Origin of the sequence: Dactylosporangium sp. CA-152071, from assembly GCF_050936335.1 — a bacterium.
GTDB lineage: Bacteria > Actinomycetota > Actinomycetes > Mycobacteriales > Micromonosporaceae > Dactylosporangium > Dactylosporangium maewongense.
The window spans coordinates 876,957-894,062 of the sequence record NZ_JBNJMZ010000001.1; the positions used below are offsets into that span (position 1 = coordinate 876,957).

Annotated in this window: 18 protein-coding genes; 3 read left to right on the forward strand and 15 right to left on the reverse strand. The window is 72.5% G+C overall.

Annotation, left to right across the window (positions count from 1 at the left end):
* Positions 1–5: 5 nt before the first annotated feature.
* The 13 genes from ACQEVZ_RS03415 to ACQEVZ_RS03475 form a co-directional block, all read right to left on the reverse strand.
* Positions 6–452 carry an NUDIX domain-containing protein gene (locus ACQEVZ_RS03415; RefSeq protein WP_433361149.1) on the reverse strand — a complete coding sequence of 149 codons (447 nt, stop codon included), beginning with the start codon at positions 450–452 and terminating at the stop codon, positions 6–8.
* A 59-nt stretch (positions 453–511) separates the two neighbouring features.
* Positions 512–1,927: a glycoside hydrolase family 43 protein gene (locus ACQEVZ_RS03420; protein WP_433361152.1), complete on the reverse strand. Its 1,416-nt coding sequence runs from the start codon at positions 1,925–1,927 to the stop codon at positions 512–514.
* Positions 1,928–1,934: 7 nt separating this feature from the next.
* Positions 1,935–3,314 (reverse strand): family 43 glycosylhydrolase, encoded by a 1,380-nt coding sequence (locus ACQEVZ_RS03425; protein ID WP_433361155.1) that lies wholly within the window; start codon positions 3,312–3,314, stop codon positions 1,935–1,937.
* Positions 3,311–4,765 carry a family 43 glycosylhydrolase gene (locus ACQEVZ_RS03430; protein WP_433361158.1) on the reverse strand — a complete coding sequence of 485 codons (1,455 nt, stop codon included), beginning with the start codon at positions 4,763–4,765 and terminating at the stop codon, positions 3,311–3,313. Before ACQEVZ_RS03430 ends, ACQEVZ_RS03425 begins: the two co-directional genes overlap by 4 nt.
* The gene (locus ACQEVZ_RS03435; RefSeq protein WP_433361161.1) at positions 4,762–6,147 is read right to left on the reverse strand and encodes a glycoside hydrolase family 43 protein; all 1,386 of its coding nucleotides are present in this window, start codon (positions 6,145–6,147) and stop codon (positions 4,762–4,764) included. Before ACQEVZ_RS03435 ends, ACQEVZ_RS03430 begins: the two co-directional genes overlap by 4 nt.
* Positions 6,148–6,368: 221 nt before the next feature.
* Positions 6,369–7,538, reverse strand: coding sequence for a hypothetical protein (locus ACQEVZ_RS03440; RefSeq protein ID WP_433361164.1), 1,170 nt, complete (start codon positions 7,536–7,538; stop codon positions 6,369–6,371).
* Positions 7,539–7,704: 166 nt separating this feature from the next.
* Positions 7,705–8,352: a hypothetical protein gene (locus ACQEVZ_RS03445; RefSeq protein WP_433361167.1), complete on the reverse strand. Its 648-nt coding sequence runs from the start codon at positions 8,350–8,352 to the stop codon at positions 7,705–7,707.
* A 109-nt stretch (positions 8,353–8,461) separates the two neighbouring features.
* The gene (locus ACQEVZ_RS03450) at positions 8,462–9,532 is read right to left on the reverse strand and encodes a hypothetical protein (protein WP_433361170.1); all 1,071 of its coding nucleotides are present in this window, start codon (positions 9,530–9,532) and stop codon (positions 8,462–8,464) included.
* Positions 9,533–9,558: 26 nt separating this feature from the next.
* Positions 9,559–10,722: a hypothetical protein gene (locus ACQEVZ_RS03455; protein WP_433361173.1), complete on the reverse strand. Its 1,164-nt coding sequence runs from the start codon at positions 10,720–10,722 to the stop codon at positions 9,559–9,561.
* A complete protein-coding gene (locus ACQEVZ_RS03460) occupies positions 10,719–11,246 on the reverse strand; it encodes a SigE family RNA polymerase sigma factor (RefSeq protein ID WP_433361176.1) in 528 nt (175 codons plus the stop codon). The genes ACQEVZ_RS03455 and ACQEVZ_RS03460 overlap by 4 nt, the downstream gene beginning before the upstream one ends.
* A 78-nt stretch (positions 11,247–11,324) precedes the next feature.
* Positions 11,325–11,879: a DUF488 domain-containing protein gene (locus ACQEVZ_RS03465; RefSeq protein ID WP_433361179.1), complete on the reverse strand. Its 555-nt coding sequence runs from the start codon at positions 11,877–11,879 to the stop codon at positions 11,325–11,327.
* Between the two features lie 157 nt (positions 11,880–12,036).
* Positions 12,037–12,567, reverse strand: a complete 531-nt coding sequence (locus ACQEVZ_RS03470; RefSeq protein WP_433361182.1) for a nitroreductase family protein — start codon at positions 12,565–12,567, stop codon at positions 12,037–12,039.
* A gap of 2 nt (positions 12,568–12,569) precedes the next feature.
* A complete protein-coding gene (locus tag ACQEVZ_RS03475; RefSeq protein ID WP_433361185.1) occupies positions 12,570–12,782 on the reverse strand; it encodes a hypothetical protein in 213 nt (70 codons plus the stop codon).
* Positions 12,783–12,829: 47 nt separating this feature from the next.
* On the opposite strand from ACQEVZ_RS03475, the gene ACQEVZ_RS03480 reads away from it, so the two are divergent.
* Together ACQEVZ_RS03480 and ACQEVZ_RS03485 are read left to right on the forward strand one after the other, a co-directional pair.
* Positions 12,830–13,966, forward strand: a complete 1,137-nt coding sequence (locus ACQEVZ_RS03480; protein WP_433361188.1) for an NAD(P)/FAD-dependent oxidoreductase — start codon at positions 12,830–12,832, stop codon at positions 13,964–13,966.
* Positions 13,967–14,368: 402 nt separating this feature from the next.
* A complete protein-coding gene (locus ACQEVZ_RS03485) occupies positions 14,369–14,932 on the forward strand; it encodes a sigma-70 family RNA polymerase sigma factor (protein ID WP_433376602.1) in 564 nt (187 codons plus the stop codon).
* Between the two features lie 4 nt (positions 14,933–14,936).
* On the opposite strand, the gene ACQEVZ_RS03490 is transcribed toward ACQEVZ_RS03485, so the two are convergent.
* Complete coding sequence (locus ACQEVZ_RS03490) at positions 14,937–15,674, reverse strand: ATP-binding protein (RefSeq protein ID WP_433361191.1); 738 nt, start codon at positions 15,672–15,674, stop codon at positions 14,937–14,939.
* 92 nt (positions 15,675–15,766) lie between these two features.
* Here ACQEVZ_RS03490 and ACQEVZ_RS03495 point away from each other — a divergent pair, with 92 nt between their 5' ends.
* A complete protein-coding gene (locus tag ACQEVZ_RS03495) occupies positions 15,767–16,564 on the forward strand; it encodes a methyltransferase domain-containing protein (protein WP_433361194.1) in 798 nt (265 codons plus the stop codon).
* Between the two features lie 33 nt (positions 16,565–16,597).
* On the opposite strand, the gene ACQEVZ_RS03500 is transcribed toward ACQEVZ_RS03495, so the two are convergent.
* The gene (locus ACQEVZ_RS03500; RefSeq protein WP_433361197.1) at positions 16,598–16,978 is read right to left on the reverse strand and encodes an RICIN domain-containing protein; all 381 of its coding nucleotides are present in this window, start codon (positions 16,976–16,978) and stop codon (positions 16,598–16,600) included.
* Positions 16,979–17,106 lie beyond the last annotated feature (128 nt).

Genomic DNA, 17,106 nt, shown 5'->3' on the forward strand with positions numbered 1-17,106 from the left:
GCCTGTCACCAGCCGCGCAGGGCGAGCGTCTCGCCGCGGGTGATGGCGGACAGGGCCTCGGCGACGTAGTCGACGACGTCGGGCGGGAGGTCGGTGGGGTCGGCCCAGCGCAGCTCGCTGCACTTGCCGGGCTCGTTGATGACGGGGTCGCCGGTCCACCGGTCGACGGTGAAGAACAGGTGGAAGTACTCCTGGTCGTCGGCGTCCTCGGGGGCGGTGTGCAGGAGCAGCGCCAGGCGGCAGCCGCCGGGGTCGGCCTCGATGCCGAGCTCCTCCCGCAGCTCCCGCACGAGCCCGGTGAGGGCGTCCTCGCCGCCGTCGAGGTGGCCCGCCGGTAGGCTCAGCTGCCCGTGCCGGAAGGTCGTCCCCGCCCGCCGCAGGAGCAGCAGCCGACCGTCGGCGCGCAGGATCCCGTACACGGCGGCGGCGATGCGGAAGCGTTCACCAGGCACCGGGCAACCCTACTGGCGGTGGCCGGCGCCCGTTGGCGGTGGGGCGCCGGCCGCCGGTCTCAGGTGGTGATGCGGAAGGTGGCGTCGGCGCGGGCGGTGGCGGTGGTGATGGGGTCGATCCGCAGCAGGTAGTTGCTGTGGCGGATGTACCGGTCGGGGAAGTTGTACGACTGGAACGACGTCCACGACGCGTCGGCGAGGCCGGCGACCTGGCGGAAGGTGGCGTCGGCGGCGAAGGTGGTGGTGCCGTCGTTGGCGGCGAGGACGAAGTCGTAGTTCGAGTGGCGCAGGTAGTAGCCGGGGAAGTTGACGGACTGGATGGAGACGGTGCCGGTGCCGGCCAGGCCGGGGACGAGGCGGAACTGGGCGTCCTGGGCCGGCGAGACCGAGGCGTCGATACGGACGTCGAAGTTGGCGTGCCGCACGAAGCGGTCCTGGAAGTTGTACGACTGGAGCCGGTTGATCGTCGTGGTGCTGGGCCAGCGGGACAGCACGCGGCTCTCCTCGGCGGCGGTGAGGTTGAGGATGGCACCGTGGCGCTTCTTGGTGCCGCCCATGTTGTAGGAGCCGGACGCGGGCAGCTGGTAGGCGGCGGGGCTGGACGGGTTACCCGTCAGCACCGGCATGTAGCCGCGGCCCGAGGCGTACTGGTCGAGGTAGAGCGCCCAGGAGTTGCCGGTGTTGAACTTGACCCACATGGGGCCCTCGACCTGGGAGCCGGTGAGGCCGATGCCGGACAGGTTGCCCAGCGTGGTCCACGTGCCGAGGATCGAGTTGCTGCCCTCGATGGTGATCTGGCCGTCGCCGGACGTGCGGACGTAGCGGTAGCTGCCGACGCCGGCGGGGACCTCGACGATCTGGGTGTCGATGATCTCCTGTGCGCCGGGGCGGGTGATGTACGGCTGCGGCGTGGTGATCGTGCGGAAGTTCGAGGTGCGGGCGTAGTAGATGCGGTGCTTGGTCGCGCCGTTCAGGGGCACGTTCGTGGCCCAGTAGAGGACGTAGTCGTTGGTGGCCGGGTTCCAGATCGCCTCGGGCGCCCAGGCGTTGCGGCCGTCGGGGATGGCGCCGGCGACGTTGAGCAGCCACGGCGCGGACCAGTTGACCAGGTCGGTGGACTCCCAGACGACGAGGTTGCGGCTGCCGTTGTTGATGGACGTCGGCCAGTCCTGGCCGCAGCCGATGCACAGGTCGGTGGCGATGATCCAGTACCGGTCCCCCGCCGGCGACCTGACCAGTGCGGGGTCGCGCACCCCGCGGGTGCCGACGTTGGAGCTGAGCACGAGACCGCCGTTGTTGAGGTCGGTCCAGCGCAGGCCGTCCTTGCTGTGGGCGAGGTAGATCTGCTGGGCGGTCGACGACTCGCCGGTGAAGTGGGCCATCAGGTAGCCCGTGAAGGGGTCCGCGGCGGCGGCGGGTTTCGGCAACGCGACCGTAAGGGCGGCGAGCAGGATCGCGACGAGGAGTTTGCGCATGATGCTCCTACAAGGAGACGACGACGGGGCGGATGGTCCCGTCGGCGTTGAACGCCAGCGGGTCGATGGTGGTCTCGCGGTTGGTGCCGTTGCCGGCGGGCACGGCGAAGCGGTGGTAGGCGATGTACCAGGTGTCGGTGCCGGGCGCCTGCACGACGGAGTGGTGGCCGGTGCCCTTGATGCCGGCGTCGAGGCGCTTCTGCAGTACCACGCCGCGGTTCGTCCACGGGCCGAGCGGTGACGGCCCGGTCGCGTACGCCACCCGGTAGTCCTCGCTGCGGGTGTCGTTCTCCGACCACATGAAGTAGTACGTGCCGTTGCGTTTGAACACGAACGACCCCTCGTTGTAGCCGGCCGGGGTGACGACCCGTACCTGTGCGGGGTCGAACGACGTCATGTCGGCGTCGAGCCGCACGGCGCGGGCGACGCCCTGCCCCCAGTACAGGTACGACTGGCCGTCGGTGTCGGTGAACACCATCGGGTCGATCGCCTGCCCGCCGCTGAACTGGTCGCCGCGGACCAGAGGCCGGCCGAGGGCGTCGCGGAACGGGCCGGTCGGGGTGTCGGCGACCGCGACGCCGAGCTGCTTCGCCCCGGTGGCCGCGCCGCCGCTGAAGTACAGGTAGTAGCGGCCGTTGCGGGTGGCGACCGCGGGCGCCCACGCCGAGTTGTCGGCCCACGCCACGTCGGGGCCGAGGTCGAGAATCACGCCGTGGTCGGTCCAGTTCACCAGGTCGGTGGAGGAGAACGCCTTGTAGTAGGGGCTGCTCCAGCCGGCGTACCCGTCGGTGGTCGGGTACAGGTAGTAGCGGCCGTTGAAGACGGTGAGGTGCGGGTCGGCGAACAGGCCGGGAATCACCGGGCCCTTGTTCGTCTTGGGGGTCCACGGTGCCGTGACGCGGAACGAGCTGTCGGCCTTGAACGCGGCGGTGTCCTGGAACGGGTCGAGCCACAGCGCGAAGTCCCGGTGCCGGATGCGGCGGGACGGATAGTTGTAGGAGGCGAACGCGACCGACCCGGCCACGGAGCCGTCGACGGGGCAGAAGGTCGCGTCGGCGCGGAACGTGGGATCGCCGGTGTTCGCGTCGACCCGCAGCCGGAAGTCGCGGTGCCGCAGGAACAGCCCGCTCTTCGTCTGCAGCGAGTAGCACGCCGGGGAGGCGAGCCCGTTGACGACGGTGAACGTCGCGTCGGCCTTCGTCTGGGCGTCACTGGACGCGGACACCGGATCGAGTTGGCCTTGTCGCATGTACCGGCCGGGGTAGTTGACAGATTCCAGTGAGCGCGCGCCCGTAGGTACGGTCGGCGCGGCGAGAGCGGGCGTGCCCGGCAGTACCGCGGCCAGGACCGCGAGCACCGGAAGCACCGGGAGGACGGCGCGCCTCACGCGACGAGCCGGAACGTCGCGTCGGCGCGGGCGGTCGCCGTACTGATCGGGTCGAGGCGCAGCAGGTAGTTGTAGTGGCGGATGTACCGGTCGGGGTGGCTGTAGGACTGGAACGACACCCCGGCGGCGTCGGCGAGGCCGGCCACCTGCCGGAAGGTCGCGTCGGCGGCGAACGCGGCGCTGCCGTCGTTGCGGACGAGCGAGAAGTCGTAGTTCGAGTGGCGCAGGAAGTAGCCGGGGAAGTTCGTCGACTCCAGCGAGACGTACCCGCTCGCGGAAGCCAGGCCCGGCACGATCCGCCACTGTGAGTCCGCGGCTGGGCTCACGTTGGGGTCGATGCGGACGTCGTAGTCGGCGTGCCGCACGTAGCGGTCCGGGAAGTTGTACGACTGCAGCCGCCACGTCGTCACGGCGGGCCCGGCGGGCTCACCGGACGGCGGCGCGAGCACGGTCCCCGTGGCGACCGGGACGCCGAGGTTCGGGGTGCCGTCGACGTTCCAGCTGATGCGCTGGATCCGGGTGGTACGGGTGGACCCGCAGCCGTCGGAGGCGGAGGCGTTGGCGTGGTAGACGATCCAGTCCTCGGTGCCGTCCGGGGACTTGAAGAACCCGTGGTGCGCCGGGCCGTAGACGCCGGCGGCGTCGTTGCGCTGGAAGATCGGCGTGGACTTCTTCACCCACGACGACGCCGACAGCACCGCGCCGCCGGTGTACGTCAGCTGCCCGATCTTGTAGTCCGGCCCCTGGCAGGCGCTCGCGGAGTACGTGATGAACGTGCGGCCGTTGTGCTGGATCGCGACCGGACCCTCGTTCATCGGGGTGCCCTGCCGCTCCCAGTCCAGGATCGGCTCGGAGATGGCGGTACGGGCGCCGGTGACCGTCCACGGGTTGCTCATCGCGACGAGGTAGATGTGCGGGTCGCTGTCGCGCCACAGCACGGTCGGCACCCCGGACCACATGAAGTAGAGCTGGTTGTTGATGGTGACGACGCTGCCGTCGATGCCCCACCAGTTGTTCGATCCGAAGACCATGCCCTTGTACGTGTACGGGCCCATCGGGTCGAGGCCGGCGCTCTCCAGGACGTGCACCCGCTGGCCCTCGATGTCGCCGTTGCCGGCCGAGTAGTAGATGTACCAGCGCTGCCCGTTGGGGCCGTTGAGCAGGTGGAACTCCGGCGCCCAGACGTTGCGGTCCCGGCCGGCAGCGTGCGCGCTGAACACGGCCGTCGGGGTGGTCGTCTTCAGCTGGGCGATCGTGGGCGCCTTCCGCATCGTCAGCGGGCCGCTCCACGGCGTGGTCATCAGGTAGTAGTTGCCGTTGTACCAGGTCATGTACGGGTCGGGACCCGAGCTGTTCAACGGGTTCGTGAACGCCGGGCCGGCCTCAGCCCGTACAGGAGCGGCGATCACAGCGAGAAGGACCGCCGCGACCAGCAGCAGCACGCGTCTCACGAGGTGACCTTGAAGGTCGCGTCCTGCCGGTCGGTGGCGCTCGACGACGCGCTCAGCGGGTCGATGCGCAGCACGTAGTTGGCGTGCCGCAGGTAGCGGTCCGGGAAGTTGTACGAGCGGAACGACGACCACGTCGAGTCGGCCAGGCCGGCGGTGCGGTAGAAGGTGGCGTCGGCGCGGAACGCGGCGGTGTTGTCGTTGGCGTCCAGGCGCAGCTCGTAGTTGTAGTGGCGCAGGTACCGGGTCGGGTAGTTCACCGACTGGAAGGACACGCCCGCGCTGTCGGCGAGCCCGGGCACCAGCTTCCACAGCTGGTCCTGGTACGGGTCGAACGGGTACGGGTCGATGCGGGCGACGTTGTTGGCGTGCCGCACGTACCGGTCGGGGAAGTTCGACGACTTGAGCCGCACCCAGCCCGGCAGCCCCCAGCGGGTGACGGCCGCGTTGTACTCGGCGGTGGTGATGCCCGCGATCGAGCCGTGCTTGGCGTTGAGCGGCGGGGTGTAGTCGCGCTGGTTGAGCACCGTCCACGCGCCGCCGCCGACGTTGCCGGTCGACCAGGCGTAGTAGTCGTTGTTGACGGGGCTGAACGAGTCGCCCCACAGCCACCACCCGGAGCCGCTGTTGGCCTTCACCAGCATCGGCGCCTCCATCGCGTTGCCCTGCTTCAGCCCGGCGGTGTACGTGGTGTAGCTGCCTGGTGCGCCGGTGGACGAGCGGGCGCCGTAGGTGAGCCCGTTGGCGAGGTTCTTGTAGTACAGGTAGAACGTCGAGCCGTCCACGACGATGTCGCCGTCGAGCACCGAGAAGCCGGGGCTGAAGTACACCTGGTTGGCGCTGACGGTGCGGAAGTCCGACGTGTAGTTGACCATGAACACGTCGCTGCCGTTGTTCGCGGAGTACACGATGCCGTACTGGCCGCGCGAGGCGTCCCAGAAGGCGGTCGGCGCCCACGTGTGGGTCGCCAGGCTGTGCATCTTGATCCGCCGGTAGCCGGTGAAGCTGGTCAGGTCCGTCGAGTCCCACACGTGCAGGTACTGGTTGTTCTGACCGAAGTCGGTGCCGTTGAGGTCGGTGGCCAGGATGACGAACGTGCCGTCCTGCTTGCGCAGGATGAACGGGTCGCGCAGGCCGAGCGTCCCGGCGGTCGGGGTGACGACCGGGTTGTTCTGGTTCAGCGGCGCCCAGTTGAGCCCGTCGGCGCTCACCGCGACGTGCAGCCCGTAGTTGGCGCCGCTCTGGTTCGGCGTCTCGGTGAAGTACACGAACACGTAGGCGCTGTTCGCCGCGAGTGCCGCCCGGGGCGTGGCGGCGACCCCGACCGCGGCGGCTGCGGCCGACAACCCGGTGAGCTGGACGAAGGTACGACGACGAAGGTGCACGATGGCAGACCTCTCTGCAGAAGTTTGTTAGCGCTCACATAGCGCGCCGCAGAGGATCGCCGCGCGACTGGCGGCACGGGCGACCCATCACTGCGAAACGACGACGGAAGGTGACCATCGACGGCCGGTTGACGGACGCCCGTCGATGCGTGACTTTCCGAGAATGTTAGCGATAACACTTCTGGTGTCAAGAGCGCACCGGCCGGATCAACGCCGGTTGGTCACCAGTCCCGGACCTCTTCGACGCCGGCGACGAGGAACTCGCGGGCGGTCGCGAACGTGCGGCCGTGCGCCGCCTCGGCCTCGTCGACGATGGCGTCGAGGGCGTCGAACAGCTCCTCCCGTTCGACGGTCTCGATGAACGGGTCGTCCGTGCCGTCGAACTGGTTGAACGCCTCGCCGAACTCCGAACCGAGGTCGGTCAGGCGTGCCTCGTCCGTGTCGCCGCCGGGCGCGGCGAGCACGTCGAGGACGGCTCGCCGGGTCGTCATGAACTGGCGTACGGACCTGCGGTACTGGGCCGCGCTGATGTGTTCGCGGCCGTCCCAGTCGCGCAGTGGATTGTCGCGGTTCTCGGCGACCCAGCCGGAATCTCGGGGGCTGCTGATCTCGACGAGGGTTCCGTTGCCGGCTTCCCTCGCCCACATCTCGCTCATCGCGGTGGCGTACTCGGCGGGCACGCTGTGCAGCCACAGCATCTCCAGGTCCGGCACCGCCGTGCTCGACAGACAGTCCGACGCCGACATGCCGAACAGGTCGATGAGGTGCAGCCACTTCAGGCTCCGCAGCCGATTCAGGCCGGCCGCGCCGTTGAGGGTACCGAGGTTTCCGGACAACTTCAGGTGCGTCAGATTCGGAAAGAGGGCGGCCACGTCGTCACCGTCCACAACGGCGATCCCGGTGATGGTCAGGCTCCGCACCTCGGTGAACGGCTCGGACCGGGCGACCAGGTCGGCCAGCTCGGCGCCGAGCAACGATCGGCCGCCGGTGCGGTGTGGACTTCGTTCGCCGCGCTCCCACTGGCGCTGCCGCGCCAGTTGGTCACCGATGTTCCAGCCCGACGAATAGCTGTTCGACCTACGCTCGTGCAGGAGCGGCACGTTGCCCAGCACCTTGTAGCTGCGCGGGAGCACCCACGCGAAGTTGCAGTGCGAGAGCCCGCCGTCGTGGGCATGGTGGTGCAGTCTGAGCGGGACGAGCGCACCCAGCTCCTCGACCGAGGACGGCTCGGGCCCGGACCAGTCCAGCTCGAGCACTCCCGCCGTTCGCCCCGCCGGGTCAAGGTCGGTCACCTGGGCCGCGGTCCACTCACCCAACTCCTCGGAGTAGGCCGCGACCACGTCGCCCGGCGTGATCGGCCGGGGCGGCGACGTCTCCCGCCGCCGGGTCACGGCCGGACCCGCACGCCGGACAGCGCTTCGACGTCCGACACCGGCAGCGGTCGAGGGTCTGGCTCCATGCGTGCGATGGTACAGACGTGCACCCGCTCGTTCCGGTGCCGCTGGACGCCCTCCGGGTCGGACGAGACGACCGTCCCGGAAGGCGTCCCGGCGTGGCTCAGCTCGTGGGGCTGGCGGTGGCGGTGGGCTTCGGACCCCTGCCACCGCCCTCGCCACCCTGACCGCCCTTGCCCGTCCGGGCGGTGAAGGTCTTGAGGTCGGCGCTCACGTCGTACATCACCCTGGCGCCGTCCTTCGTGCCGAAGACGTCGTAGGAGCCGTCCGGATCCTTGCGGACGCTCGTCACCGTCACCGACGAGTCCTTCGCCTTCATCGCCGCCGTCACCTTCGCCAGCTCGTCACCGGTCACGGCCGTGTCCGCGTCACCGCGGCCGCCGCCCTTGCCGTCACCGCCGCCCTTGCCGGTCTTGGCGGTGAAGGTCTTGAGGTCGGCGCTCACGTCGTACATCACCTTCGCGCCGTCCTTCGTGCCGAACACGTCGTAGGAGCCGTCCGGGTCCTTCCGCACGCTCGTCACCGTCACCGACGAGTCCTTCGCCTTCATCGCCGCCGTCACCTTCGCCAGCTCGTCACCGGTCACGGCGGTGTGGTCGCCGCCGCCGCGCTGGTGGCCGGGGGCGGCGGCGGAGCTGCTGGCGGACGGGGACGGCGCCGTGGTGGCGGCGACGGCGGGGATGCCGAAGAGGAGCGCGCCCGCGACGGCGGTGCTGGCGGCGGCGATGCTGATCTTCACAGTGCGACGCACGGTAGGTGTCCTTCCAGTTCGATCATGGTGTTCGACTGGAACTCAGCGTGCGGTGGCTTCCTGTGTACAGCCTGGCAACGACCTGCTGTTTCGCCGCCGATCGGGGCGTTCAGCAGCCGCGCCACACGGCCAGCTGGGCGCCGAGGTCGTCGTGACGCACGGTGCCGATCATCGTGTGGCCGTCCGGGCCGACCCAGTCGATCACGCTCGGCGCGGGGTCCGGCATCGGCATCGGCAGCACGAGGGCGGCGCCGTCGTGCCAGACGGCCGGGCGGCCGGTGCCGTCGATCGCGCCGGCGGCCACGCCCGACGCGCCGATCGCCATCGGACCCACCATCTTGTCGAGGATCTCGGCGGCGCCGGAGCGGAGGTTCCACCGCACGCCGCGGCTCGGGTGGGCCGGGTCGTCGACCAGCTTCCCGTCCCGCTCGACGGGTTCGGCCGCGGACACTCCGAGCGCCCAGTCACCGCCCACCGCGACCGCGGCGACCCGCAGGTAGCCGTCCGGCACTGCGAGGGCCGTCGCGGTGCCGTCCGGCGTCCAGCGGTACCCGTGCCGGTTCTGGCCCGCGTTGCCGACCACGACGCCGTCGTCGTTGATGCCGACGGCGCTGGTGTCGCGGGTGCCGGCGACGCTGGTGTCACCGGTGCCGGCGGCCAGCAGGAGCGGGGTCGCAGCCCCGGCCCGCCACAGCACCGCCCGCTCCCCGCCGGCCTTGAGCGTCGCCGTACCGGCGACATCACCCCGGGTGTTGATGCCGACCGCCGACGTGGAGGTCGCGGCGTCCGGCACCGGCAACGGGACCACCTTGCCGTCCCGGATGAGGACGGCCCGCTCCCCCGCGACTCCCGGCACGTGACGCGTGCCGGCGACCACGCCGGAGGCGTTGACGCCCGCGACCGAGATGTCCTTGATGGCGGGCAGGGGCTGCGGCGAGCCGCCGTCGGTCCACAGCATCGCCCCCAGCTCCGCCCCGTTGTGGTTGGGGACCGCCACCACGAGCCGGCCGGCCGGGTCCACGCCGCGGATGTCGAGCCCGTTGGCGTCCGGCGGCAGAGGCAGCGGCGACGAGGCGCAGGCGCTCGCGCTCGGAGGCGCCGCGGCCGGCGCGGCAGCCGACGTCGAGCAGCCCGAGACGGTGGCGAGCGCCACCACCAGCACCGCACCGGCGAATCGCATTCTCGTCGTCTCCTTCTGGTGGGTCGTCATCGGCAGGTCCAGCGGGTGTTGTCGTACAGGTCATGGCGATCGCCCTCGACCATGCTGGCCACGACCGTGGTGCCGTCGCCGGTGATGCCGGCGCGCCAGCGCCACGGACGGGCCGGGTCCAGCGGGGGCAGCACCGTGACCGCGCCGTCCCGCCACAGGGCCAGGCCGGACGCGCGCTCCGCGGGTACGCCGAGCACGGTCCCGGCGGCGCTCACGGCGAGCGGGGTGAAGAGCCCGAGCGGCTCGACGGCGCCGGTGCGCAGGTTCCACCGGGCGTGCCAGGGGCCGAGTTCGTCCGGGTCGTGCGGGCGGGTCAGCGGCGCCGTCCCGACGGCCCACTCGCCGCCGACCGCCGTGACGGCCCCGGCGGCGCCCTTCGGCAGCGGCGTGCCGTCCCCACCCCACCGGTAGGCGACCGTCGCGTCGTCCGCGACCGTCGCGCCGGCCGCCACGCCGTCGTCGGTGATCCCTGCGACCTGCGCCCTGCGGCCCGCACCGGCGGGCGGCTCGGCGAACCCGCCGCCGGCCGGCCAGACCAGCCCGACCTGGCCGCCGCCGACCACCGCGTATCCGGCGGCGTCGCCGCGGGCGTTGACGGCGACCGCCTCGCTGCCGGTCACGCCCGGCGGCAACGGCAGCTGCACGACCGCACCGTCGCGGAACAGGGCCGCCCGGCGTTCGCCGCCTGCAGTGCGGGTGGCACCGGCGACGGTGCCGTCGCGGTTGACCGCGTTCGGCGCGAACCCGGTCGCCGCCGCCGGCCGGTCCGGCACGCCGTCCTTCCAGACGAGCAGGCCGGTCACCGAGGACGCGGACCCGTAGCCGCCGACCATGTACCGCCCGGTCGGGTCGACCGTGTACACCGCCCACTGCCCGGCGGCGAGACCCGGCGGGACCGGCACCGAGGTGGCCGTGCAGGTGAGCGGCACCGCCGACCGGCTCGGGGTCACCGCGGGCGGCCCGCCGTCGGGGCGGCGCAGCGACGACCCGAACACCACCCCGGCGACCACCAGGGCGGCGACGGCCCCGGCCGCGGCCGCCGCCCTGAGCCGCCCGCGCCGCACGCTCCGGCGGGCGCTCGCGAGCACGTCGTCGGCGAGCAGGCGCACCGGCGGGGCCTCCCGCTCCGCGTGGGACCGCAGCACCTCTTCGGGGGTCACGCGGGCCTCCTCATCGACAGGTCGGCGCCGGTCGCCGGCGTCGCCGCGAACAGCTCGCGCAGCGCCCGCAGCGCCGTCGACGTCTGCGCCTTGACCGTGCCCTCCGAGCGGCCCAGCACCCGGGCGACGTCGGCGACGGGCAGGTCGCACAGGAACCGCAGGACCACCACGATCCGTTGCCGCTCCGGCAGCCGGCGCAGCGCGTCGTGGACCAGCAGCCGCTCGTCGACCTGTCCGATCGCCGCCTCGACGGCGTGGTCGGGCGGCGTGTCCCGCAGGAACACCCGCGTCCACGGCCGGCGCTGGTCGCTCAGGCACGCCCGGACCACCATCGAGTGCACGTACGCGTCGAGGTTGTCCACCTCGCCGCGCCGCGCCCAGCGCCGGTACAGCGTCGTCAGCGCGTTCTGCACCGCGTCCTCGGCGCGGTCCCGGTCACCCAGGACCAGCCACGCGACCCGGTGCAGGCGAGGCAACTGCGCCCGTACGTACTCGACGTACTCGTGCTCCTCGTCGACCCGCACCCGCGTCGTCCCCTCCGGTGGCCGCTGTTCCACCCCGGTAGACGCAAGCGGGCACGGCTGGGGTTTAGCCGACGGGGATCATAGTCCGGGCAGTGTCTGCTGATCGTCGTAGACGGGCCAGCCGTCCGCGTCCCGGCGGACCCCTTCCGTCAGACGGTGGGCCTGCCGGGTGCCGGCGTCGACGAGGTGCTCGACCGCCGCGCCGCGCATGACGAGCGCGTCGGCGACGAGCATGCGGTGGCAGTGCCACCACAGCGTCTCGGCGCACAGCACGGCCGGCAGCTCGGTCGCGGCCCGGGCGACGAGATCGTCGACGGCGGTGCGGAACGCCGGCGTGTCCATGTGGTCGGCGTACGCGGCGAACGCGGCGACGCGCAGGGCGGTGTGCCGGGAGCCCGGGGTGGAGCGCCGCCGCCCGCCGAGGGTCTCGCCCTGCCAGGTGTACCGCAGCCCGGCGCGGGTCACCGCCTCGGCGAGGGCCTCCCGCCCGTACTGCGGGTGCCGCCGGGACCCCGGGAACCTGCGCACGTCGACCAGCGTGCGCACGCCGGCCGCGACGAGGATGTCGAGCAGCGCCTCGACCGGCCGCGCGCCGTGCCCGACCGTCCAGACCCGTACTCCCCCGCCGTCCACCGGACGAACGCTACCCCGGCTCCGGACAGCGCAGCTCCGGCAGGCACGGCCTCAGAACGGGCGACCTCAGAACGGGCGACCTCGGAACGGGCGACCTCGGAACGGGCGGCCTCGGAACGGGCGGCCTCGGAACGGGCGGCCTCAGGACAAGCGGGCTTCAGGAGGAGGCGGCGGCGAAGGTGCCGTAGTGGACGACCTCGTCGAACGGGCGGCGGGCGGGGTTGCGGATCAGCTGGAGCGGCCGGTCGGCGGGGTAGCCGACGCCGATCAGATAGGCGACGGTGTGGGTGTCGGGCACGCCGAGGATCTCGCGGGCCTTCTCCTGGTCGCCGACCCCCGCGTGACCGGTGCCGATGCCCAGGTCCGCGGCGGCGACGAGGATGGCGTAGGTCGCCTGGCCGAGGTCGTACCGGTCGGTGAGGCGGGTCCGCTCGTCCGTGGCTTCCGGCAGCACCAGGGCGATCGCGGCCGCCGCGTCGGCGACGTGCTGCGCGCCGGGCCAGACGGTCGCGAGCCTGGTCAGCTGTTCGCGGTCGGTGACGACGACGAAGTCCCAGTGCTGCCGGTTGGACGCGGACGGCGCCCGCCAGCCCGCCTCGACGATGCGCCGCAGGTCTTCCGCCCGCACCGGGTCCGGCCTGTACTTGCGGACGTTGCGCCGCGACCGCACCGCATCCCACGTCTCCATCGTCACAGCTCCATGCTGGTCAGGGCGCGCAGCCGCAGCTCCGACGCCATCTCGGCCCACACCGCCGCGTCAGGCACGGCGGGCGGGCAGGGCTCCGCCGGGAGACTTTCCGCTGAAGCCACGCCGAAACCGATCAGACGGTGGCCGAACCGGATCACCCGGTTCGCGAAGTGGGTGACTACCGCGCGCCCCGTGAGCTGTCCTGCGAGTGCCATACGGGTCAGCGTAGCGAATCTCCTATTCAAACGATAGGATTACTTCCGTGGCGTTCCATGAGGTGGGGATCGTCGGTGCGGGGGTGCACGGCCTCAGCGCCGCGTATCACCTGGCCCGGCGGGGCGTGTCGACGGTCGTGTTCGAGCGCGGCACGCGGGCCGCCGGCCCGACCGGCCGGGCCAGCGGGGTGGTGCGGTCCTACTACACCAACCGGTTCCTGGCCGAGGTCGCCCGCGACAGCACGGCCGTGCTCGCCGACTTCGCCGACCAGGTCGGCGGCGAGAGCGGCTATGTGCGCACCGGCGGGCTGTACCTGCACGGCCCCGACGACCTCGCGGACGTCCTCCGCACCGGCGGCGACCACGAGATCCTGACCGACGACCTCGCGGCGCGCTTCAGCTACCTGAACCTCGACGGGACCGCGATCGGCGTGTGGGAGGAGCGCGCGGGGTACGCCGACCCGTACCGCACCGCACTCGGGTACGCCGCCGCGGCCGTACGACACGGCGCGACGCTGCTGGAGCACGCCGCCGTGCGGGTCGTCGACGAAGGCCCTCGGTCCGTCCGGGTAGTGCTCGCCGATCGGAGCCGGCACGAGGTCGGCCGGCTGCTCGTCGCGGCCGGTCCGTGGACCGGGCCGCTGCTGGCGCAGGTCGGCGTCACGCTGCCGCTGACCGCTGAGCGCCACATCGTCGCCGGGCTGGCGCACCCGCCGGAGGCCGCCCCGCACGCGGTGCCGTACGTGCTGATCGACGTCCAGCACGGGTACTACTCCCGGCCGGCCGGCGCGCACCGCTTCCTGCTCGGCCCGCTCGCCCCGACCGCAGCCACCGACCCCGACGACTACTCCCCCGACGTGACCGGCGCCGAGGTCGCGTGGCTCGCCGCCCGCGCGGCGCGGCGGGCGCCGGTGCGGGCCCTGGCGGCGGCGGACCGCAGCTGGGCGTCCCTGTACGACGTCAGCCCCGACTGGCAGCCGGTCACCGGCCGGGTCACCGATCGCGTCCACGTCGACGCCGGCACCAGCGGGCACGGCTTCAAGCTCGCACCCGTGTGGGGCGAGCACGTGGCCAGGCTGCTCACCGGCGACGCCGACCCGCGGCTCGAGCAGTTCTCACCCGACCGCTTCGCCGCCGGGTCGGCCCTCGCCGCCGGCTTCGGCGCCGCGCGCATCCTGGGCTGAGGTCGCCCTGGTGCCGGCCGGCGGCGCCGGGCCGTGCCGTCCTGCGGCGCGTCCCGGCCTGTCCGGTGCCGTGACCGACGTCGATGGCGATCGGGCACGGCCATTCGCTGAACTGATGGTCGGCGATCCGCTACCGTCGGAGACGGGGCGTGTCCGTCGGGGTCGGCCCCGACAGTGTCCCGGCGGCGGACCCGCATGACGTAGCCTACCGGACGTCGCGACCCAGTCGGTGGCCGGCGAACGCGACCGAGCTGCTGATGCGGCTGCACGAGCTGGACCCCACCGACCCCGCCCGGCACAGGGCACGCGACGACGTCATCGAGCTGTGCCTGCCCGCCGCCCACCGTCTCGCGCGGCGCTACAGCGGCGAGCGCCGACCTGGCGCAGGTCGCGGCGCTGGGCCTGGTCAAGGCCGTCGACGGCTTCAACCCCGCGCACGGGGTGGAGTTCGGCGCGTACGCGACGCCGACGGTCCTCGGCGAGATCAAGCGGTACTTCCGGGACCGCTCGAACGGCATCCGGATGCCCCGCCGGCTGCAGGAGCTGCGGCTGTCGGTCAACAGGGTCAGCGACCAGCTGACCCAGTTGTGCGGGCACTGGCCGACCGTCGCCGACCTCGCCGCGCACCTCGGCGCCGGCGAGGAGGAGATCGTCGAGATGATCGGCGCGTGCAACGGCCACCAGCCGCTGTCGCTGGACCTGCCCTCCGCCGGCATCGAGGACGACACGACGCTGATGGACATCGTCGGCGCCGAGGACCCGGCGTATGACCTGGTCGAGCACCGGGAGTCGCTGCGGGTGCTGGTGGCGCAGCTGCCGGAGCGCGAGCAGCGGATCCTGAGCCTGCGCTTCTACGGCAACCTGCCGCAGGGGCAGATCGCCGGGCTGGTCGGCCTGTCGCAGATGCACGTGTCGCGCCTGCTGCGCCAGTCCCTGTCGACCCTGCACCGCCGCCTGACCGAATAGTCCGCTACCCGCCGAGCGTGCACCACACGATCTTGCCGTCGGGGGTCGGGGTGGCGCCCCACGCGGTCGTGAACGCCTCGACGATCACCAGCCCGCGGCCGCCGCTACCGGCCTCGGTCCCGGCCGCGCCGCCGAGGCGGGGCAGCGCCGGGGAGTGGTCGCGCACCGCCAGGTGCAGCCGGCGCCGGTGCACCGACGCCAGTGCCGTGCGCGGACCCGCGCCGTGCTCCAGCGCGTTGACGACGAGCTCCATGACGACCAGCTCGGCATGCTCGGCCAGCACGCTCAGCCCCTCCCGCGCGCACAGCATCCGCACCACGTCCCGGGCGCCGGAGAGGACATCCGGCCCCTCGGGGATCTCCCACCGCACCTGCACCGGCCGGCTCCGGCCCGCGGCGAGGGCCTCCGCGGCCGCCCGGTCCGCGGCGAGCGGCACGTGCCGGCCGATCGCGAGGTCCTCGAGCTCCCGGGCGAGCGCCGGCGACGCGGAGTGGTGCACGAGGTCGGCGCCCGGCCACGCGGCGGCCGCCCGGTCGAGCGGCACGAACGCGGTCAGCGCGATCGGCTCGGTGCCGGTGACGCCGGCCAGGTCGATGAGGACGGCGTCCGGCTCGGCGGCGAGCGAGCCCAGCACGCTGCGCCGCAGCTCCGGTGTGGTGTGCGGGTCGATGCGGCCCTTCACCGTCACGTATGCCAGTGGTGGCGAGAGCTCGACCCGGCAGACGGGAGCGGCGGTCGGCACCGAACCACTGTACGACCGCACGGGCGGCTGCGGCGAAGGACGCGGCGAACCGCGGCACCATCAACGTCGGCGAATGGTGCGATGATGCGGGCGTGACGGACGGCGGTGGGTACCTGCTCGACAACCAGCAGCCGGAGGCGGGCGCCCGCTTCACCGCCCTGGAGGCGCTGTTCGACCCGTCCACGTTCCGCCACATCGACGCCCTGGGCATCCGGGCCGGCTGGCGGTGCTGGGAGGTCGGCGCCGGCGGCACGAGCGTGCCGGCCTGGCTCGCCTCGCGCGTGGGCCCGGCCGGGCACGTCCTCGCCACCGACATCGACACCTCCTGGACCGGGTCCGGCAGTGGCGCCGGCTACGAGGTCCGCCGCCACGACGTGGGCGTCGACCCGCCGCCGGACGACCGCTTCGACCTCGTGCACGCCCGCCTGGTCCTCGTCCACGTCCCGCAGCGCGCCCGCGCTCTCGCCGCGATGATGGCGTCGGTACGGCCCGGCGGCTGGCTCCTGCTCGAGGAGGCGGACCCGTCGTTGCAGCCCCTCGTCTGCCCCGACGAGCACGCCCCGCCGCAGCGCCTCGCGAACAAGCTCAAGCACGACTTCCGCACGCTCATGGCCGCCCGCGGCGTCGACCTCGCCTACGGGCGCACCCTGCCGCGCCTGCTGCGCGAGGCGGGCCTCGTCGACGTCGCCGCCGACGCGTACTTCCCCGTCACCGGGCCCGCCTGCGCCGCTCTGGAGCACGCCACCACCCGCCAGATCCGCGCGTCCCTGACCAGGGCCGGCCTCGCCACCGACGCGGAGATCGACCAGCACCTCGCCAACATCGAGGCCGGCCTCCTCGACCTCGCCACCTCCCCCATGATCTCCGCCTGGGGCCGCGTCCCGTCGTGACGCGGCCCCGAGACAAGCACAGGACAGGCACGGTCACGGCTGGAACCGCCAGGTCTGGTTGGACTGGCTGGTGCCGCAGAACCAGATGATCAGCTGCGTGCCGTTCGCGGTCCCCCAGGCATCCGCGTCCAGGCACTTGCCCGACTGCGGGTTGCGCCGGTTGCCGTTCACGAGCTGCCACAACTGGCCGCCGGCGGTGTTGCAGGTCCACAGCTGCACCTTGGTGCCCTCGGCCGTGCCGTTGCCGGTGATGTCCAGGCACTTGCCGGTGCCCGCGTTGACCAGCTGCTGCCCGCGCCACGCCCAGCGGACCTCCGGTCCGCTGTGGCAGTCCCACAGCTGGATCTTCGTGCCGTCGGTGTCGCGGCCGCCGGAGACGTCGACGCAGCGGTTCGAGCCCGCCCCGACGATCATCTGGCCGGTGCCCGGCGGCGGGTCGGCCGGCTCCAGGACGGTGCCGCGGTAGACCCGGTCGAGCAGTGCGAACAGTGCGGTACGGCGGCCGCCGCCACGAGCACCCCGAGCAGCAGCAGCCGTTTACG

What these genes read in the sequence shown, in the direction of transcription:
- ACQEVZ_RS03450 (WP_433361170.1), bottom strand. Translation starts at nt 9,532, where the DNA reads ATGCGATTCGCCGGTGCGGTGCTGGTGGTGGCGCTCGCCACCGTCTCG.
- ACQEVZ_RS03500 (WP_433361197.1), bottom strand. Translation starts at nt 16,978, where the DNA reads ATGATCGTCGGGGCGGGCTCGAACCGCTGCGTCGACGTCTCCGGCGGC.
- ACQEVZ_RS03420 (WP_433361152.1), bottom strand. Translation starts at nt 1,927, where the DNA reads ATGCGCAAACTCCTCGTCGCGATCCTGCTCGCCGCCCTTACGGTCGCG.
- ACQEVZ_RS03475 (WP_433361185.1), bottom strand. Translation starts at nt 12,782, where the DNA reads ATGGCACTCGCAGGACAGCTCACGGGGCGCGCGGTAGTCACCCACTTC.
- ACQEVZ_RS03470 (WP_433361182.1), bottom strand. Translation starts at nt 12,567, where the DNA reads ATGGAGACGTGGGATGCGGTGCGGTCGCGGCGCAACGTCCGCAAGTAC.